Source organism: Nitrososphaerales archaeon, assembly GCA_032906765.1.
GTDB lineage: Archaea > Thermoproteota > Nitrososphaeria > Nitrososphaerales > Gagatemarchaeaceae > DASPPF01.
Window position 1 is genome coordinate 1 of sequence record JAJTZB010000012.1, and the last position, 16,840, is coordinate 16,840.

22 protein-coding genes and 1 tRNA gene are annotated in these 16,840 nt (G+C 56.3%); 12 read left to right on the forward strand and 11 right to left on the reverse strand.

The window, feature by feature from the left end:
* Nucleotides 1–49 precede the first annotated feature (49 nt).
* The 7 genes from LYZ69_09535 to LYZ69_09565 all read right to left on the reverse strand — a co-directional run bounded on the left by LYZ69_09535 (nt 50) and on the right by LYZ69_09565 (nt 6,327).
* Nucleotides 50–985, reverse strand: coding sequence for a tyrosine-type recombinase/integrase (locus LYZ69_09535; protein MDV3278685.1), 936 nt, complete (start codon nt 983–985; stop codon nt 50–52).
* 1,246 nt (nt 986–2,231) lie between these two features.
* Nucleotides 2,232–3,044, reverse strand: a complete 813-nt coding sequence (locus LYZ69_09540) for a hypothetical protein (GenBank protein MDV3278686.1) — start codon at nt 3,042–3,044, stop codon at nt 2,232–2,234.
* 405 nt (nt 3,045–3,449) lie between these two features.
* Nucleotides 3,450–3,614: a hypothetical protein gene (locus tag LYZ69_09545; GenBank protein ID MDV3278687.1), complete on the reverse strand. Its 165-nt coding sequence runs from the start codon at nt 3,612–3,614 to the stop codon at nt 3,450–3,452.
* A complete protein-coding gene (locus tag LYZ69_09550) occupies nt 3,607–3,864 on the reverse strand; it encodes a hypothetical protein (protein ID MDV3278688.1) in 258 nt (85 codons plus the stop codon). Before LYZ69_09550 ends, LYZ69_09545 begins: the two co-directional genes overlap by 8 nt.
* Nucleotides 3,857–4,021 (reverse strand): hypothetical protein, encoded by a 165-nt coding sequence (locus LYZ69_09555; GenBank protein MDV3278689.1) that lies wholly within the window; start codon nt 4,019–4,021, stop codon nt 3,857–3,859. The genes LYZ69_09550 and LYZ69_09555 overlap by 8 nt, the downstream gene beginning before the upstream one ends.
* A 406-nt stretch (nt 4,022–4,427) precedes the next feature.
* Entirely contained in the window at nt 4,428–6,092 is a 1,665-nt protein-coding gene (locus tag LYZ69_09560) for a radical SAM protein (GenBank protein MDV3278690.1), read from the reverse strand.
* A gap of 76 nt (nt 6,093–6,168) precedes the next feature.
* Nucleotides 6,169–6,327 (reverse strand): hypothetical protein, encoded by a 159-nt coding sequence (locus LYZ69_09565; GenBank protein MDV3278691.1) that lies wholly within the window; start codon nt 6,325–6,327, stop codon nt 6,169–6,171.
* A 67-nt stretch (nt 6,328–6,394) separates the two neighbouring features.
* Between LYZ69_09565 and LYZ69_09570 the strand changes: the two genes are divergently transcribed.
* Together LYZ69_09570 and LYZ69_09575 are read left to right on the forward strand one after the other, a co-directional pair.
* Complete coding sequence (locus tag LYZ69_09570; GenBank protein ID MDV3278692.1) at nt 6,395–6,787, forward strand: hypothetical protein; 393 nt, start codon at nt 6,395–6,397, stop codon at nt 6,785–6,787.
* A gap of 7 nt (nt 6,788–6,794) precedes the next feature.
* Complete coding sequence (locus tag LYZ69_09575) at nt 6,795–7,559, forward strand: TrmB family transcriptional regulator (GenBank protein MDV3278693.1); 765 nt, start codon at nt 6,795–6,797, stop codon at nt 7,557–7,559.
* 12 nt (nt 7,560–7,571) lie between these two features.
* On the opposite strand, the gene LYZ69_09580 is transcribed toward LYZ69_09575, so the two are convergent.
* Together LYZ69_09580 and LYZ69_09585 are read right to left on the reverse strand one after the other, a co-directional pair.
* Nucleotides 7,572–8,384, reverse strand: a complete 813-nt coding sequence (locus LYZ69_09580) for a helix-turn-helix domain-containing protein (GenBank protein MDV3278694.1) — start codon at nt 8,382–8,384, stop codon at nt 7,572–7,574.
* A 36-nt stretch (nt 8,385–8,420) separates the two neighbouring features.
* Entirely contained in the window at nt 8,421–9,701 is a 1,281-nt protein-coding gene (locus tag LYZ69_09585; GenBank protein MDV3278695.1) for a hypothetical protein, read from the reverse strand.
* 99 nt (nt 9,702–9,800) lie between these two features.
* Here LYZ69_09585 and LYZ69_09590 point away from each other — a divergent pair, with 99 nt between their 5' ends.
* The 3 genes from LYZ69_09590 to LYZ69_09600 are packed head-to-tail and all read left to right on the forward strand — an operon-like array spanning nt 9,801 to nt 10,952.
* Nucleotides 9,801–10,169: a hypothetical protein gene (locus LYZ69_09590; GenBank protein ID MDV3278696.1), complete on the forward strand. Its 369-nt coding sequence runs from the start codon at nt 9,801–9,803 to the stop codon at nt 10,167–10,169.
* Nucleotides 10,162–10,584, forward strand: coding sequence for a hypothetical protein (locus tag LYZ69_09595; GenBank protein MDV3278697.1), 423 nt, complete (start codon nt 10,162–10,164; stop codon nt 10,582–10,584). The genes LYZ69_09590 and LYZ69_09595 overlap by 8 nt, the downstream gene beginning before the upstream one ends.
* The gene (locus LYZ69_09600; GenBank protein MDV3278698.1) at nt 10,581–10,952 is read left to right on the forward strand and encodes a hypothetical protein; all 372 of its coding nucleotides are present in this window, start codon (nt 10,581–10,583) and stop codon (nt 10,950–10,952) included. The genes LYZ69_09595 and LYZ69_09600 overlap by 4 nt, the downstream gene beginning before the upstream one ends.
* Here the strand turns inward: LYZ69_09600 and LYZ69_09605 are convergent.
* Nucleotides 10,949–11,509, reverse strand: a complete 561-nt coding sequence (locus LYZ69_09605) for a DUF309 domain-containing protein (GenBank protein ID MDV3278699.1) — start codon at nt 11,507–11,509, stop codon at nt 10,949–10,951. The genes LYZ69_09600 and LYZ69_09605 overlap by 4 nt on opposite strands.
* 231 nt (nt 11,510–11,740) lie before the next feature.
* On the opposite strand from LYZ69_09605, the gene LYZ69_09610 reads away from it, so the two are divergent.
* The 3 genes from LYZ69_09610 to LYZ69_09620 all read left to right on the forward strand — a co-directional run bounded on the left by LYZ69_09610 (nt 11,741) and on the right by LYZ69_09620 (nt 13,079).
* Nucleotides 11,741–12,211, forward strand: a complete 471-nt coding sequence (locus LYZ69_09610) for a hypothetical protein (GenBank protein ID MDV3278700.1) — start codon at nt 11,741–11,743, stop codon at nt 12,209–12,211.
* 66 nt (nt 12,212–12,277) lie between these two features.
* Nucleotides 12,278–12,613, forward strand: a complete 336-nt coding sequence (locus tag LYZ69_09615) for an arcadin 1 (GenBank protein ID MDV3278701.1) — start codon at nt 12,278–12,280, stop codon at nt 12,611–12,613.
* A 10-nt stretch (nt 12,614–12,623) separates the two neighbouring features.
* Entirely contained in the window at nt 12,624–13,079 is a 456-nt protein-coding gene (locus LYZ69_09620; protein ID MDV3278702.1) for a peroxiredoxin, read from the forward strand.
* Nucleotides 13,080–13,102: 23 nt separating this feature from the next.
* On the opposite strand, the gene LYZ69_09625 is transcribed toward LYZ69_09620, so the two are convergent.
* Nucleotides 13,103–13,194: transfer RNA gene (locus tag LYZ69_09625), tRNA-Gly, on the reverse strand.
* 572 nt (nt 13,195–13,766) lie between these two features.
* Here LYZ69_09625 and LYZ69_09630 point away from each other — a divergent pair.
* The 4 genes from LYZ69_09630 to LYZ69_09645 are packed head-to-tail and all read left to right on the forward strand — an operon-like array spanning nt 13,767 to nt 16,828.
* A complete protein-coding gene (locus LYZ69_09630; protein MDV3278703.1) occupies nt 13,767–14,633 on the forward strand; it encodes a 6-carboxytetrahydropterin synthase in 867 nt (288 codons plus the stop codon).
* A gap of 41 nt (nt 14,634–14,674) precedes the next feature.
* A complete protein-coding gene (locus LYZ69_09635) occupies nt 14,675–15,277 on the forward strand; it encodes a 7-cyano-7-deazaguanine synthase (protein MDV3278704.1) in 603 nt (200 codons plus the stop codon).
* Nucleotides 15,278–15,298: 21 nt separating this feature from the next.
* Nucleotides 15,299–16,048, forward strand: a complete 750-nt coding sequence (locus LYZ69_09640) for a GTP cyclohydrolase I FolE2 (protein MDV3278705.1) — start codon at nt 15,299–15,301, stop codon at nt 16,046–16,048.
* 45 nt (nt 16,049–16,093) lie between these two features.
* Nucleotides 16,094–16,828 (forward strand): methyltransferase domain-containing protein, encoded by a 735-nt coding sequence (locus LYZ69_09645; protein MDV3278706.1) that lies wholly within the window; start codon nt 16,094–16,096, stop codon nt 16,826–16,828.
* Nucleotides 16,829–16,840 lie beyond the last annotated feature (12 nt).

Genomic DNA, 16,840 nt, shown 5'->3' on the forward strand with positions numbered 1-16,840 from the left:
GTACTTCGGATAATCGAAGTTATGCGAAATTACTTGCTCGCCAAATACTTCAGGGGAGGGTTATCTTGCCAAGTACGCAGAGGGCCTCTTCAACATTTCTAGCGGCCACATGAGTGTATATCTGGGTGCTCAGAATGCTCGAATGCCCGAGTATTGTCTGCAAGGTTCTGAGGTCAGTGCCCTTCTCGAGAAGCAACGTTGCCATGGTGTGCCTCATGGAGTGGGGGGTGAAACTACCCTTCACTCTTGCAATGCGCAAGTAGGCACCAAAACCTCCTTGGATTGACCTCGGCGTGAGGCGCTGTCCGAACCTGTTAAGGAATAGCGCTTGTTCGTCACCTGGTAGACGAAGCCGCAGCTCTAGGTAGCGATGTATGTTCGAAACTAGACGCCGATTCCTTACGTACAACATGCGATCCTTTCTTCCCTTGCCGTGAACTAGAAGAGACCCCGACCTAGAGTCGAAATCCCTGATGTCGAGCTTCGTGACTTCGCCGACCCTCATCCCAGTGAAAAAAAGCAGTGACAATATTGCACTGTCTCTCAGCGCTTTGAATCGCTTGCTTCTGTTTCGGCCTGCAGTCAGCCCGCGCGCATTCATCTGTGCGAGGATTGGAGCTTCCAGGAGCCTCTTGAGATCGGCTAGAGGTATCAGGCGAGGTAACGGTGCCGACGACCTGAATCGAAGCCCAATTTCCCTCATTGGCGACGCATCGCAGAAGTCGAATTGCACCAAGTACGCGAAGAAGCGTCTTAAGGAAACAAGCTTTCTCTTGAATGTGCTCTCGGAGTAGTGTTTCGATTCGCGGGCGGCTGAGAAGTAACCGACCACATCGTCCGGCGTTACAAGCGACAGTTCTGTCCGACCAAGATATTGGAAGAAGTGCTCGATGTCGCTCTTGTAGGCTTTGAGTGTGTTCGTAGAGCTGTTTGAATCAATTTCAAGGAATCTTAGGAATGACGATGTTGCGTCTCCAGGAATCAACAGTCACAAACCCAGTGGTTACGCGTTTTATGAAACGCACGCTAATTGTATTCCCTAGTTGCTCGAAACAATCGCAGCGATTGGTATCGACCCCAGATTGAAACCAAGAGAGGGAGTGTCAGGATTCGAGGCCGGACTTCTTCATGAATTCCAGATTCGCTATTTTTCTAACCTAATGACTTCGAGTAAAGTTACCGCGAGTGGCTGGATGGACACCGACCTTTGGATAGATGTTAAGAGCTAGTCTATGGAAAGAAGTCAACATGATTTGGAGAATGCTTAAATCTCCGAAGAGAGTGGAAGTATCATGAGACGGGTCAAGTTCAGGACACGGAGAGGGAAGAAAATCTCCTTCCTAGCGAGAAAGCGAAGGTAGATGCGACGAGCGAGCTTCTACGCCAAGAAGAAGGTCAGGAGAACAATCTCATTCAAGACTAGAAGGGGCAAGGTTTCATTCAAAGCTAAGGTTCCATCCAAGCGGCGGAAGAAAGTTACATTCTACCACTCGGAAGGTTAGCAGAAATGAGTGGTTCAATCTGGTCCTGGGGAAACGAACCCAAGAAAAGGAAGACGAAACGGCGAAGAGGTCAAACGGCGTATAGAAAGGGGACTATTGGAGAGACCAAAGCGACTGGTTTCCTGAGAAGGCGGGGTTATTCCCCCATTGTCCTAGGCCGCCTGCGAACGAACGCGGGTGAATTCGACCGCATAATGCGTTCACCACAGGGAAGGAAGGTTGCAGTTGAAGTCAAGAATCTTTCCTCACCAGTTCAGGCGACAAGCGTCAAGAAATTCGCGAAGAAAGTCGCACAAGAAAGAAGACATGGGATGGTGAGCAATGGCGTCATGGTGTCTAAGAGTGGTTTTTCGCCTCAAGCCAAGAAGGTGGCCAGAGGGCAACATGTCAAACTGATAAAATACGCTCCGCTTAAGCGAAAGCGGAGCCGGTCGCTGTTCGGATGGTGACATCTGGGTGGTATTCACTCAGGAAGAATAGGAACAGAGAATCAAGAAGAATATGAAGAGATAGTTCAGTAGTACATCACAATCATCTTACGCAAGAAGGATAATACTTGGCCTGTTAGATTATCTGCGTAAACGATTGCCCTGTCGCCACCATGGAAGAAAACGAGCATCTCGCGCAGGACCTCGGCCCCCGTCATCCTCGGTTCAACCGTCAGTTATCCTGTCCTCAAGGGCGAATAGGCGGAAAAGATACTCATCTAAGAAGAGCCGTGTCACGGTCTCAACGCATTTGCTTTACCCAGTCGTTATAGAAGACCTTCAATCGTCTGATATCGTCTTCGGACAATGGATTGTTATGGGCTACAACGTTTCGTGAGATTTCAATCTCCTCAATTCTCTGAGATACCCACTCAAGGGGTCTTCTCAAGTCTGGCATTTTGGCTTTGAAGGATGAGTAGTTTGCCGTAATGATCTTGTTTAGGTCGTCAATATCGACATAGAAGATAGGATGCGCTCCTCGTTTTCCGTGCCACCTATTCCTGCCTTCCTTTTGCATTCTGTCCTGGGCTTTCGACTGAATCGGCTTCGCTACCGTGGTAGTCCACCATTCACTTCCATGCTTGGCTTCCATGTTTGACATGATGAAATGCCGAACGGAGTTCTCGAATAGGTAAAGGTAGGGGTATAGCTTTTGCATTTCGAGGGCTTCTCTGATTACTGATTCAGGCAGTCCGGGGTTCTCTATCTTGAGTTCGTCTGAGAATCTTACTGTGACATTCCGAGGGGTCGTCGAGAACTGACCTCTCGACTTCTCGGAGATTGTGGTCTTTATGACGGACCTCAGGTTGAGGGTTCTCACTTGAGGGCTTTGACGGTATATTCCCTTGCGTTTTCCTACCTCTTCGACTAGGTTGAGGTGGGACATAGCTTTGAGGAATTCAGAACAAGTTGTGGGATTCAACTTCGTGATATTGGAAACCTCTTTGTAGTGTTTTGGCTTCCTCACTGCCTCAAGGACAGACAGGCGTTCGGCATTCTTGCAGAATGAGATAAGATTTGCCTTCACAGATTCTATATCTTCGACCGGAGGCACTTAGTTACTTCCCCGACTTGACTTTCTCTTTGCCGAGCATCTCTCTGAGTTTTGACTCTCTTATGCCCATGATCTTTGCGACCTGTTTGATGCTCGGTTCTCTATCTAGCAATAGGTTCGCTAATAGGAATTCAATGCTTAGAAGATGTTCGTCAGTTTCCTTCTTATTTGGCACTTTCTTCACCTTGACGAGCTGACGGTTGAGTTTTTGTTCCCGGTTGGTACTTCGATACTTGGCGCTGGGGGAAGAGTTTTGAAAGTGTGCCGTGTCTGACTTTGATTAGTTCTTCTAGGCTACGAAGGCTTGGTTTCGGCTCGCTTTTCAGCAGCAAGCCTGCTAATAGGATTTGAGCTACCTTCGTTGGTTCGTTTTCGAGCTCTTGTTCGTCCTTGGAATTCTTGGGGTTACTTTGCGCCATCTTTCTTCCCCTTTCGGCTTAGCATCTTACTGACGGCGGGTTGTTTTACACCTAGAGCCTTTGCGATGTTTCCTTGGTCGACCTTGTTGGCCTGCAGAAGTAGAACTAGTAGCTTCTTGATGTCTCTGAGCTCGTTTAGTTCATCAGTCAACTCGTTTCTTCACCAATCTTGCAAGAAGTTTCTTGTTGGTAGCTCTTCGCAGGTAGGACGCGACCTGATTACCAGGTATTCCAAGGATCGATGCGGCTTGTCCTTGCGGTAGTCCGGCATCCTGCAGAATGAGAATTTGGTCTCCGATAGTAAGGTCTTCGTCTTTGGCTCTCTGTTCCTCTAGGGCCAGTCGTAGAAGAGCTCTTAGGAGGGACTCGGAAGTTGGTCTAAGCTCTTTGTGCTCAGACATTTTCTCGCCTCCTCGTCATTCCCTTCAACGGAAATCTATTCTGTATGGTCTTGACGTTTAAGCCTGTTACGTTGGCTATCGCTTCATGGCTCACGCCTGACTTGATGAGAAGGAGGATTAGAAGGTCTCGCAGCGTCTCGTATTGTTCTTGTTCCATCACATGTGTTAACAAACTCCCTGAGATATAAAGATATTCTGCAGATGACAAATACCCGTATTTTTGGAATAATCGTGCATGGGAAGGCCTTCTTGCGGGCTGCCAGCATAATCCTCGGAGAGTGTTTAGAAGTTTGGTGGTCGTCAGTCCTTGTCCCGACTGATGGTAGTAGCTTGCGGAGAGACTGTCAGGGACTGCTTGATAGGAAAAGAAGGGGGGAGAGAGCATCTAGGCTCTCTCTGTTATCAGCTTCGCTAGTCTCAGTAGCTGTTCTTTTAATCCGGCGTTCTCTTGCCTGAGGTGTTCGAGTTCGTTTGGCTTAGGCTTGAATCAATGACCCGGCTACGGCAATAGTCCGATTGGAGTGGCTACCCGTTCAAGGTCTGAGTCCGGCCACAGATGACCTTTAGGTTCCAGTAATTGGCTGGATTGGAATCTCGCCGCCAGCCGAGCAACCGCAACCGGGGGCGTGACCTCCCCTTCTGAGCGTTCCCTTGTACAGCCCATCCTCGAGTTTCTTCCCAGTCATGGCTTCCCACTGTTCAATCGGCATTCCATACTTCTGTTGGATTCTGTCACGGTACCATTCTGGAATTACGTTGAACGAGCAAAACGGAATTATCCTCAAGTCTGGAGTCAGGTAGTGAATGTCACAGCGCTGAAGTCTCTCCTCATCCTGATTGAATTTATCTTGGAAGTGCATCATCCCGAGGAACATCGACTTTAGGTGGAACTGGCCCACAGCGGCGTAGTCGTGCTTCACCAGCGCGTCCGTCAGCAGCTTCGCGAACGAGAGTCCGTGGGGCTGCTTCGACTTGTCGACGAAGGACGATATCTGCGTCAGGACCTTCGCGGCCACCAGGTAGCGGTTGGTGCCCGAGTTGATCTCGTCCGTCTTGTCGGCCAGGTACTCTATCATGCCCGGGATGTCCACGAACTTTGTGATCTGGACCAGCTTGCCCTTCTCTGTGTCCTTGAAGGCGTAGGTGCCTGCGCCGCACGCGAAGTGGATGGAGAGCTCGTACTGCTCCTTCTTCGTGAAGGCCTCGATGAAGCTCGTCACCGGAGAGCAGGACGGAACGGGGAACCAGCCGTCGGAGGTTATCTCGCCGTTGGTCTGCTCCTCAATCCTTTCGATGCAGTCGGGAATCGTTATCCTGTACTTCGCGCGCTCCGTCTTGGTCAGCCTTCCCGTGAGCGAAACGGGTTGGAAGTTGACTGCGTGGACCGTGTCGATGTTGCTCTCGCCGAACTTTATGATGGAGCCGAGCTCGTGGTCGTTTATCGACCTTATGACAGTAGGGACTAGGACGACGCCGAGCCCTGCCTTCCTGCACGAGTCGATAGCGTAGGGCGCCTCCCAGTGGTTCTTCGGATTGGTCCTGGGCGTGGTGCCGTCGAAGCTCATGTAGAGGTTGGACACGCCTGCGTCCTTCAGCCTCCTCGCCATCGAGGGGTCGAGTGCGAGGTTGATCCCGTTCGTGTTGAGCTGGACGTGGTCGACGCCCTCTTCCTTCATTATCCTGATAATCGTCGGCAGGTCTTCCCTCATCGTCGGCTCGCCGCCTGTTATCTGGACCGAGTTGCCTGCGACCGGCCTCTCCGACTTCAGCGAGCGGGCCATCTCCCTGACCTGGTCGAGCGTCGGCTCGTAGACGTAGGCTCCCTCGAGGCCCTTCTTGACGTAGAAGAAGCAGTACCAGCAGGTGAGGTCGCACCTGTTGGTGACTATGATGTTCGAAAGGCCTGTGTGGGAGAGGTGGTTTGAGCATAAGCCGCAGTTCGCAGGGCAGGAGCAGACGTCCATCGGGACGTTCGCAGCGTGTGTACCCTTGCCGTCCTTCCAATATCTTGAAAACTTGGTGTACATTTCGTAGGAGCCAAAGTAGAGCTCCTCTGTCTCGCCGTGCTCGGGGCACGTCTTCGTCATCCAGACCTTGTTGTCTCGCTCAAAGACGAGTGCGGGCAGGATGCGGTTGCAGTCGGGGCAAATCGACTGCGTCTGTCTGATGAAGTTCCCCTTCGAAACCTGCTTTCCGAGTTCTAGACTGATGTCTGCGATTTGAGCCAAGTTGACGTCCGACTCTCGGACGGGTAGACGAATTGTCCATATAAGGCTTTTAACTTCTCAGAGGGTAAGAGGTTAATTATCGTGCTCGGGAAGGGGCGCTGATGGCGAAGACCTTCTTCTCCGGCGTGATTACGATGACGCTCAGGCACGAGTGGCACTTTAGGAAGGTGTTGACCCCCTCGTCGGTCTTCTGCTCACCGACGAAGTCGGCATTCCTGTGGTCGCACTTGGTCATCAGATTAGGGTCCGGCCGTTGACCGATATACGCTTTTTAGTTCGGGACGGCCGAAAGGGGACGAACGATGAGGCCGGCCTTCAGGGACTACTTCAACAAGAACTGCAACCTGGAGCTGCTCGCGGACGCAGTCGAGGAGCACTTCCAGGTGGAGGGCTACGAGACGCAGAGCGGCAGGAAAGACGAGGGCTGGGTGGTCCAAGCGAGGAAGGGCGGGGCGCTGAGGGAGCTGCTGGCAGCGGACAGGGCGTTCACTATCACTGTCGCGGGTGGGCCGGCCAACTTCCGCGTCACGTTCGGGATAGGGAAGTGGCTGCAGAACCTTGGCGTCGCGGTCGTCGAGGGCATCGCGATAGCGCCGTTGGTCACGTTCGTGGAGATACCGATCTCCCTCTGGAGCTACGAGATCGAGCGAGAGTTCTGGAGCTACGTGGAGAAGCAGGTCGAGCTGAGGATCTGAGGAAGCCATGAGCGTGAGCGAGCGTGCCCAGGCCGCACTCGAGCTGCTCGGGCTGACTGGGAGCGAGGTCAAAGCCTACGTTGCGCTGCTCAGGGGAGGGACGATGACTGCGAGCGACGTGAGCAGGGTGGCGAGGATTCCGTACTCGAAGGTCTACGACTCCCTCGAGTCGCTCCACAAGAAGGGATGGGTGGAGGAGCAGAAGAGCAGGCCGATAGTCTACACGGCGAAGCCGCCAGACACGGCGCTGGAGGAGCTGAAGTCGAGGCGGGAGACGGAGAGAAAGGAGAAGCAGCAGCTTGCGCTGGACGAGCTGATGGGAATCTACGTGAATAGGGGAGAGCAGGAGAAGCCCGACATCTGGATAATGAGGGGGGCGAACGAGATTCTCTCGAGGGTGAAGAACCTGTTGCTGAACTGCAGGTCCGAGCTGCTGATAGCGCTGCCGCCCCAGATCCTGCCTTTCACCGAGCAGATGGACCCCCTCCTCGGGGCATTGAAGGAGAAGGGCGTCAAGACACTCATACTCACGTCCCCGGACGTGCCCCCGAAGTCGAGGGAGCAGCTTTCGAAGTACGCTGAGCTCAGGACGAGGAAGACGATGTACGGCGGCGGGCTCGTCTCGGACGCGAGGGAAGTGGTCCTGCTCCTTGGGGGGGCGGAGCAGGGGTCCGTCCCGCTGGCCATCTGGGCCTCCCACCACGGCCTTGCGAGCTTCGCGAAGGACTACTTCGAGTTCCTCTGGAGCTCCCCCGGCACCTCGAAGGCGTGAAGGGCGGCTCGTTTACAAGAAGATAGTGGCCATGGTCGCGTAGAGCAGGATGAGCCCCACCACGAGCGTCTTCTCGACCCTGACGGCGGTTGAGACGCTGACCCCGGCGGCGAGGATGGTGGCGCTCCAAGCCTGGAAGAAGACGAAGAGTGCAGTCGAAACGGGCCTCGAGGCCCCCAAGCTCGGGAAGAGGGCGAACGCTGAAGCGAGCGCCGCTACGGGGACGAAGGAGAGAACGCAACCAAACGCCAGCTGAGACGGGCCAGGTCTTGCGCGGAAAATCAGCGCCGATGCGGCGTAGCTTACCACGAAGATGATGACTAGAGAGGCGACGTAGTCCTCGACTGCGCCGTAGAGCCCCGCGCTCTGGAAGTAGAACAATCTGACACCGAAGTTCAGGTAGGCCATGTCTAGCAGGAGCGCGGCGGAAAGAACGAGTGACGCGGCGATTGAACGGGGAGCTTGCGAGCCTGCCTTCTGCATCAGCGACCTTGGAGCGAAGACCCCCTCAATGGCTGCAGCGACGCGGCTCCGCGACGACACCGCGGCGAGCAGTTCCTCGGGCGATGACGCCGGGTTAGACGTGAGCGAGGAGAATATCTGCCCGCCCTGCTTGGTGAGGCAATACTTCTTGTCCGGCGTCCTCGTCACAAGACCCTCGAGGGCGTCGAGGTGGTAGTAGAGGGCGCCGGTCGCGACTCCGAGCTCTGTCGAGAGTTCCTTCCAGGAGAGAGGTCCCCTGCTACCGAGGAGTTCGACAGTCCGCTTCCTCGCTGGATGGTTCAGCACCTTCCCGACATCCCTCCCCATCGTCTCCTCTGACATCATTTCGATTCCAAATATCCGAGTATAAAACGGGCACTAGAGGCGTATCTTAGTTCTCCGCGCGTAGACCGACGCGAAGACCGCGGACACTGCCAAGAGCGAAAGGAGGAAAACGGACCCGTCGACCGAGAGCAGGGTGCTGACCACTTGAGCTAGGACCGGAAGTATCTCTATGGTGTGGGTGGAGAAGTGGGGTATCGAGACAAGGAGCTGGAGACCCGTGCTGGTGCTGATGACGATGTACCTCGCTGGGTCGCCAGGCGAAGGATTGAGGACCTGGGTCAGCGACGCTGCCTGCGTTATCGAGTTCCCGTCCAGCGTTACACGCAGCGAATTCGTGGTGAGGCTCGCCGAATTGGACAGGTTGACGAGGAGGACTCTCGGTCCTGTCACGTTGGTCCCAGTGATCTGGATTGCCAAGCCGTTTCCGGCCAGCTTGCCCACTGATACGCTGAATTTCGAGTCCAGCACTGCCACTGTCGCACCTAACCCGGTTACCTGCACGACAGCTGGTATGCTGTTGTTCTCTTCAGCCTTCTTTATCTGCTGCTCGTGCTCCTGGTTTCCCTGCACGGTGTTCACATGCTCGCCTTGCTGGTTCCCACTCTCCGACGTATTCGTGGCACTCTGGGCGAGCACGACCGTCCGAGACGATGGGTCGCTCTTCAAGGCGAGGACGCCTCCTAGGAGCAATGACACCCCAATCAGGTACGTCCCGGGCTTGGTCGCGTTGAATTGGGCGTGTATCTCGCCGCCCCCTTCCTCGCTCGTCACCATCGTCCCCAGCGCGTGGCTGGTCCCATTGACCAAGAGCGCAAGGGTGTACTGCGTCGAAGCGTTCAGACGCTCGACATGAGCCTGGATGTCCAGGATCAGCCCGTCGACCTCAACCCCCACCTCCCCAAAGCCCCTCTGGTGGGCCGCGGCGGACACAAAGTGGAACTGCAGCTCGCCCGATTGGTTTTGACCCTCCTCGCTGGCAGACGTGGTCTCGTTGTTTCCGGTATGTTCTTGGCTGCCCGACTCTCCGGTCGAAGTCTCCGTGTCGTTCTCTGAGTGGGTAGTCTCGGAGCTGTGCTTGGATGTTTCAGTCTCGTTCGAGGTGCTGCTCGTCCGGTTGCCAGAATCTTCGGATGGTGCGCGGCCCCCATGCGAATGGCTGGCGGGGTGCGGGTGCGCGGCGGAGGCTTCAGCCTTGTGGACTCCGGTCGCAGGGACTCTGGTGGCGTACGCGAAGACCGCGCTGCTGCCGAGAAGGAAGAGAACCACGAAGGTCGACGCGAGCCGAGCAGCCCTCTTTGAGCGTAAACTGTTCAACACACACCCCATGGAGTAGAGGGAATATAGGCAGGGACTTCCAGGAAGTCCGTTCGGCCTAGGGATTGATTTTTCTACCTGGGCTTGAGCGGAAGGGCCGTGGTTTCAGACGATGCGGAGGTCGTGGGACAGCTGGTGAGGGAGCTCAACATGACCGAGGCCGAAGCGTGGCTCTACGTCAAGGTGCTGAAGGACGGCTCGGTACCCGCGGCCCCGAAGACCCTAGAGCTGTCGAGGCTCCTCGAAAGAGGGATGGTTATCCTCTCGGGAGACAACAGCAGCTTTATCCCTGTCCACCCGAGGTTGGCGATAGCAAACCACTACAGGACTTGGAGAGAGATGATGGTGAGGGAGATCAACGAAAGAAGGATGAGGGTGGACAAGCTGATACTGAGGCTGATACCAGTATACGAGACCACGGTCGAGAAGAAGTTCGCCGCCGGCCGAGCAGGTGGAAGAAATGACTGAGTGCGACCATGAAATAGTCTTCGCTGCGATGGTGAACGTCAACAGGGACAACTACCTCCAGGGCGTGGTTGACGTCTGGCGCTGCAGGAAGTGCAAGAGGCTCTTCTGCGACGACAAGCGTTACGGGGAGGGGCTGAAGCCGAGCGTCGGGTTCGAATCGATCCCAGACGACGAGGACTGGGCGGTCCTGACGTGCACCACCCCGAAGGAGGTCTACATGTACAGCCTCGGCGTCAAGCCCGGGAAGAAGGTGACGCACGCCTGCAAGAGCGGGGAGACCCACGAGTTCAGGGTCACCGAGGATTACTCCATCGAGCCCTCAGGGGGGACGCCGATTCACAGGATCTTCCTGGTCAAGGACAACATGAACAGGAACATCGAGGCAGGCTACTACAAGCTGACGATGGTAAAATGAACGCCCGAAGAGCGGCCGCCGGAGCGCTAGGCCTCGCTGACTCGGTTCTTGGACTGTATCTCGGATACACGTCTCCGGCTTCGAGCGTGTTTGGCGCCCTGCTAATGTGGCTGTTCTGGCTGAGCATCGTTCTCCTAGTCGACTCTCTGCTGTGCCTCTACGGAGTGCACTATGCCTTCCTCGTGGCTGGAGTGCTCGCGGTGGCACTTGCGGTCGACGCCCCCTTCGCTTTGCCGTCGACGTTGGGGCCGCAGTTGGCGCTGGTGGCCTTATCCCTGCTTGCGTTGGCTGCCAACATCCTCGCCTTCAGATCAAAGTCGCGTCTCTCGGAGCAGGGGAACCCGATGAACCTCCCAGTTTTCGGTTAAACGCTGAACACATTGAACCGCTTTGAGTCAAGTATCCTCCCGACCTCTCTCTTGACACGCTCCACCTCAATCCCACGATACGAAGCAGTGCCGTAGGATAGCTGCTTGCTGGCCCGGCCAAGGACGCCCAGTGCGACCTGCTCCTCGCCCTTCTGATGGTGGACGAACGCAGCGCAGACCAGAATCAAACCCTGGACGTACAGCTTCTCCTCTCCCTCGAGGTTCCTCCAGAGCCCTTCGAGAACCTCGTGGCATTCCCAGTACCGCTCCCGGTTGAAGTACATCCTGGCCTCTGCGACAATCTCCTCCTTAGTCAAATGGGGCTGCGTCACGTTCAGGTCCCTCGAGAACTCGAGTTTGGCCACCGGCTCCACAGCAGCCAGGAAGAGAGCGAAGTCCTGCTTCGACTTCGCGAAGACGTCCACCTCCAGCGCCCCGTACGAGGTCCACTTTGGATTCCTCGCCTCCACCATCACAGACCTGGCCAGGGCCCTGACCGAATCTAGGAACTTCGTGCCACTCCCGTGCGGAGGAAGCAGTCTGACTAAGAAGCGCAAATCAACCCCACCGCGGCCTGGGCCCCTTTTTCGGTTTCGTCATGCTTTAATCTTCGGGGAGGCTAATGGAAGATTTGTGGGTAATGACCTGATTAGCCCTCTTGACGCCAATGAGAAAGATCTTGAGTTGGGAACCCACACTTCGGGAGGGGCGGACGGAGGAGGTTGCCTCCTTCGGCGAGATATGCGTTTATAACCCATCGGGAATTTCGTGGGGAAAGGCGGGCAGCCATGGTGGCCATTGACGTCCAGAGTAACCTCGAGGGATTCAGGAGGTTCCTGATCAGCAGCACGTGCAGGAGCTTCATCCCAGAGTCGTACCTCCGCGACCCCGAGGTCTTCCCGGAAAAGGAGGGTGACCAGGGCTCAATTTACATCGAGGCGGTCGACAAGGTGGACCTCAAGAAGATCAGGGACATCACGTTCGTCAACGCGAGGGACGTGCTCGGCATCATTTACGCGTCGAAGAGCGGGAACACGAAGCTGAAGTGGAGGCAGCTGAGGGGCAGAATCGGAAGGGTCTCCGGCGAAGCGTCGAGCAACAGCCTGGTCAACCTGTCAATGGCGAGGATAATATCGCCAGAGGAGGTCGAATCGATAATGGCGAGCCAGCAGGAAGCCGGGCAAGCCGAAGTAGAGGGGCAGGAGCAGGGGCAAGAGCAGAGCCAAGAGAACCCCAACCCGCCGCAGGAACAGAACTAGCAGTCCCTGAAAACGTACCGCAAACACAGAATCCGTTTATAGCGGCCTAGCTTTGGGCCGCCTTAGTTGGCCAGGGTCAAAGTAAACAGGATCAGCAGCGTCACCGACCCGACGACAGGCCTCCCAGCAAAGCAGATCGAGCTGGTGGAGGTCAGGGACGTCCGGAGGGCTGAGAGCTTCCCTGCGAGCGACGACGGACGGGTGCTTCAGGGGATGTTATCGCAGCTGCAGTCGATGGGGCTGATGCCCCAGATACGCGAGATTGGTTTCGCGAAGGTGACGATGACCCTCACTGAGACTGAGTACGACATGTTCGGCATGAGGCTGGACGTCAACGAAGTCTACGACCTTGACATTAGGAATGGTTCGCTCTCGCTGCGGAAGATAATCGAGGGGACGTAGGGTGGGACAGATGCTGAAGCCGGGAGACAAGGCGCCAGACTTCGAGCTTGAGGCGCAGGACGGGAGGAGGGTGGCACTGCACGAGTTTATTGGCGCAAAGAACGTCGTGCTCTACTTCTATCCAAAGGATTTCACTCGCGGTTGCACAGCGGAGACGAGGTCGTTCGGCGAGAACTACGGAGTGCTCCAGGAGCTGGGAGCCGAGGTGATAGGAGTCAGCTCGGACGACATCGAGAGCCATAGGGAGTTCGCCGGCGAGTGCGGCGCGAAGTTCCCGCTGCTTGCGGACGAGGAGGGCAGGGTAAGGGGACTTTACGGCGTCCAGTCGTCTCTAGGGCTCATCCCCGGAAGGGCGACTTTCATTATAGACAAGGAGGGAGTTGTCAGGCGCGTCTTCTCGTCTCAGCTGAACCCTCGGCGACACATCGCTGAGGCAGTGGAAGCTTTGAAGTCGCTTCCAAAGTGATGAGGAGGCCCTTTCAGAGTGGGTGCGGCCGCCGGGATTCGGACCCGGGCAAAAGGCATCCCCGACAGGTCATGTCTTTGGGAAGCCTCTATCCTAACCACTAGATCACGGCCGCATTTTGCACGCTGGACTAGATGAAACGGGTATAAATCAAATTCAGTCCTTTTTACATGCAGGAGTGGTAGGCGCTTAAATCGAGACTTAACGTGAGTCCGAGTACACCTCAGCTTCGCGGGTACACTCCTTTATTGGTGCGAAGGCAGCAAGAGAGAAAGAGACCGTCGTGTCGAATTTGTGAATTCCGATCCAAGGATGATTTCGGTTTTCATGAGGTACCTTCGAGCAAAGGGTGTCGATGAGAAACGAATCAAAGTGAGAATGATGATTCATTTGCAAGATAACGAAGCGCAGTGCAGAAACTACTGGAAGACGGTGACCTCTCTGAAGGATTCGAATTTCATTTCCACTGTTGTGAAGAGGACTGGCCCAGTGAGAAGCCCCCTGCCTCATGGCACTGTCACCATACGATACAACTCGATCGAACTTCTGCGCCGGATAAATAGCGATATTTCAGACCTTGTGGATAGAATCTCGTAGGTCAGAATCCCGCACGCCGCACCATTTCCATCCCACCCTCGCGGAGCAGGAAAATACTATAAACGAAACCCTTGGCGACCGTCACTTGGCATGGAAGAGACGCTCCTCGAAAAGCTCGCACCGCGGCTGAAGGAGCTTGGGACGGGTGGGTACAGTCGTGTCTACAGAGGCAAGTCTGGTACCTACAGCACGAGCCTGAGGCTCGCGATTGCCGAGATACTCGACTCGCTAGGCATCGGCTTCAAGGAGAACGTCAAGGTTCCATCGACGTCACTGACGGCCGACTTCGAGGCAAACGGGACCTTCTTCTTCGTTGACAGGGAGTTGAAGGGGGCAGAAATCGCACGGCTTGGCAAGGCAGGCAAGAGAGTGGTTCTGGTCAAGGTTTCTTCCGAGAGGAGCGACAGGGCGGACGCGGGCGTCAGGGTGGTGGAGGTCGGCTCGTCGGTCGGGGAGAGGCGGCAGACAATCTTCCTTGATGACCCCTCCTTCAACTTCGACTACGCGCATATTCTTCCTCACACCCAGAAGTGCTCTGTGATGCACGGCCATACCTCGTCCGCTCTCGTAGAGATCATAGGGACTCCGATCGAGGGCATGGTCGTCGACTTCGGGGAGGCGAAGGACATCATCAGGGACGCGATAAGGAGCTTGGACCACAAGCTGTTCATCAGCGAGAAGTACGTCTCCAAGGACGACGGAAAGAGCGTGACGCTCAGCTTCGACACGGTGCACGGCAAGTTCGTCATCAAGGCACCGAAGGCTACAACCGTGCTGCTCGACGGTGAGGCCACGGTCGAGAACCTCGCGCGAGAGGTGTTGAACAGGATATCGCCCAGGATGCCGCCGAACGCGTCCGCTGTCGGCGTCTACGTGTACGAAGGGCTGAACAAGGGAAGCCATCTGCTGGCGCAACTGCACAGCTCCGGGGCGGGAGCCAGACGAAGGAAGCGATAGTCCTCCTCTCGGGAGGAATCGACTCGGCGACCTGCCTGTACATGGCGAAGGAGGAAGGGTACAGCGCGAGGGCGCTGACCTTCGAGTTCCACGGCGTCGCTTCAAGCGAGCTCAGGGCTGCCAGGGCTGTGGCGCGGTCGGCGGGAGTCAAGCAGCACAGATTCGTCAGGCTCCCGGACATGAAAGAGGCCGCAGACATCAGAGGAGCCAAGTTCGAAGGCCTTCCCCCCACCTACATCCCCCTGCGCAACAGCATCTTCTACTCCATCGCAGCTGGATACGCGGAGGAGGTCGGGGCAGACTACATCATCGGCGGCCACAACAAGGACGACGTCAGCGTCTTCCGCGACGCCGGAAGGGAGTTCTTCGCCAGCCTGGAGCGTGCCCTTTGGGCCGCCTCCAGCACACTGGCTGAAAGACGGACAAGGTTGCTCAGACCCCTGGGGTCCAAGACCAAGCCCGAGGTGATACGGACAGCGGTGGCGCTTGGTGTGCCGCTGAATCTGACTTGGAGCTGTCATGGAGACGGCCGCACGCACTGCTGGAGGTGCGCCGGATGCGCGTCGAGGACTGACTCGTTTCGCCTGGCAGAGGTGCCCGACCCTCTGCGAAAGGCCTCGGAGCGGGGAAAACTCTTAAAGTAAGAAACTTGGCAGCGGGTCAACTTGGTCAGCAGAGAGGAAGAAACCTCTCAGAGCGTCTCGTACATCGATGCCACAGCCGACGTCCAGAAGGAGCCTGCCCAGATAGCAGTGGAAGCGGGGGTTGCGGACCTCAGGGTTCTCTACAGGGACGGGGGACTGAGCATGCCGGTCACGCTCACCATTCAGACCTCCACCAGGCTTCACCGAGGGGTTCACATGAGCAGGCTGGTGAGGGCAGCCAACAACCGGAAGTCGAGGAACATGGAAGAGTGGCTGAAGTGGATTTGCAAGGAAGTCAACAGGACGCAGCCTGGCTCTTCGGTCACTTCTGCGTTCGAGATGCCATACGACGACCAGTTCGCCAAGGTAAGGATGAGGGCCACTGAGAGGGGAGCGATAACATACCAGTTCTCGGTGCAGGGAATCACAGCGTGTCCGTGCAGCAAGAAGATGATTGGCGTAGGCCACATGCAGAGGGCGGAAATCACAATGGTATTCAGGAGTGGAGGGCCGGTCGACTTCACAGCGCTGGTGGACAAGCTCTCGGAGTGCTTCTCTGCCACGCCGAAGGAGGAGATGAAGAGGCTAGAGGAGGCGAAAAAGATCCTCGAGGCGCAGGCCAACCCGAGGTTCGCAGAGGACCTCGTACGCGAGTGCGTGAAGAGATTCCCAAACGCCTTCTTCGTGAGCGGAAGGTGCTTCGAATCAATCCACGCCCACGACGCCATAGCAACGTGGTCATCGAGGCCGGGCTGGATGCCAGTCATCTGACCGCGCTAATCGCTGAAATCTTGCGGGTACCTGGGCTTCTGAGGCATGGCAAGCTTCGACAGAGTCGCTGACGTCTACGACGCCACCAGGTCGCTTCGGGCGGATGTAATGTCGCTGGCTGTTGACGCCCTTGTGACACGCATGCGTGGCTCGAGCGTGCTCGACTTCGGGGTGGGCACGGGCAGGTTTGCTGGCCCGTTGGCGCGGGCAGGTCTGAGGGTGGTCGGCGTCGACGTCTCCCTCAAGATGATCCGCCAAGCACTGGCCAAGGGGGTGCGCGGCCTAGTGCTCTCGGATGCCGCATCTGTCCCGTTTCGGGACATGTCTTTCGACTACGTCCTTTCCGTGCACTTCATGCACCTCGTAGGAGACTGGAGGGCAGCAGTGAGGGAGATGGCAAGGGTGGGCAGGAATGGGCTCCTTTCACTGATGGAGGACTGGCAGGGCGCCTGGCCAAGGGACCTCTACATCGAGCTGCGGGAGAAAAAGGGTTTGCCGATGGGGGCGCTGAAGCTGGGAGAGCGAGACCTGGTCAAGCTGGTGAGGCCCGCAGTGGTCGAGGAGGTAGCGAGATACACGGAAGTCTTCGACCCGAAGGCGCTCCTCGCAGAGTACTCGTCGAAACTTCACTCTGTCACGTGGGAGGTCCCTGACGGAGTCAATGCTCAGATAGTGGATGAGATGACCGAGAGGCTTGGTGTGAAAAGGGAGTTGTCGAGGACCTTGACCCTCGCCGCCTGGACCCGCGACCAGCTACTGGGACTCGACCCATTAGCTTAAATCGGAACGAGC

Bases quoted from the DNA above. Each gene is read 5' to 3' on its own strand.
- LYZ69_09645 (MDV3278706.1), top strand. From the start codon at position 16,094: ATGGCAAGCTTCGACAGAGTCGCTGACGTCTACGACGCCACCAGGTCG.
- LYZ69_09630 (MDV3278703.1), top strand. From the start codon at position 13,767: ATGGAAGAGACGCTCCTCGAAAAGCTCGCACCGCGGCTGAAGGAGCTT.
- LYZ69_09575 (MDV3278693.1), top strand. From the start codon at position 6,795: ATGAGCGTGAGCGAGCGTGCCCAGGCCGCACTCGAGCTGCTCGGGCTG.
- LYZ69_09555 (MDV3278689.1), bottom strand. From the start codon at position 4,021: ATGGAACAAGAACAATACGAGACGCTGCGAGACCTTCTAATCCTCCTT.
- LYZ69_09600 (MDV3278698.1), top strand. From the start codon at position 10,581: ATGAACGCCCGAAGAGCGGCCGCCGGAGCGCTAGGCCTCGCTGACTCG.
- LYZ69_09635 (MDV3278704.1), top strand. From the start codon at position 14,675: ATGGCGAAGGAGGAAGGGTACAGCGCGAGGGCGCTGACCTTCGAGTTC.
- LYZ69_09550 (MDV3278688.1), bottom strand. From the start codon at position 3,864: ATGTCTGAGCACAAAGAGCTTAGACCAACTTCCGAGTCCCTCCTAAGA.
- LYZ69_09565 (MDV3278691.1), bottom strand. From the start codon at position 6,327: ATGACCAAGTGCGACCACAGGAATGCCGACTTCGTCGGTGAGCAGAAG.
- LYZ69_09570 (MDV3278692.1), top strand. From the start codon at position 6,395: ATGAGGCCGGCCTTCAGGGACTACTTCAACAAGAACTGCAACCTGGAG.
- LYZ69_09620 (MDV3278702.1), top strand. From the start codon at position 12,624: ATGCTGAAGCCGGGAGACAAGGCGCCAGACTTCGAGCTTGAGGCGCAG.
- LYZ69_09610 (MDV3278700.1), top strand. From the start codon at position 11,741: ATGGTGGCCATTGACGTCCAGAGTAACCTCGAGGGATTCAGGAGGTTC.
- LYZ69_09595 (MDV3278697.1), top strand. From the start codon at position 10,162: ATGACTGAGTGCGACCATGAAATAGTCTTCGCTGCGATGGTGAACGTC.
- LYZ69_09580 (MDV3278694.1), bottom strand. From the start codon at position 8,384: ATGTCAGAGGAGACGATGGGGAGGGATGTCGGGAAGGTGCTGAACCAT.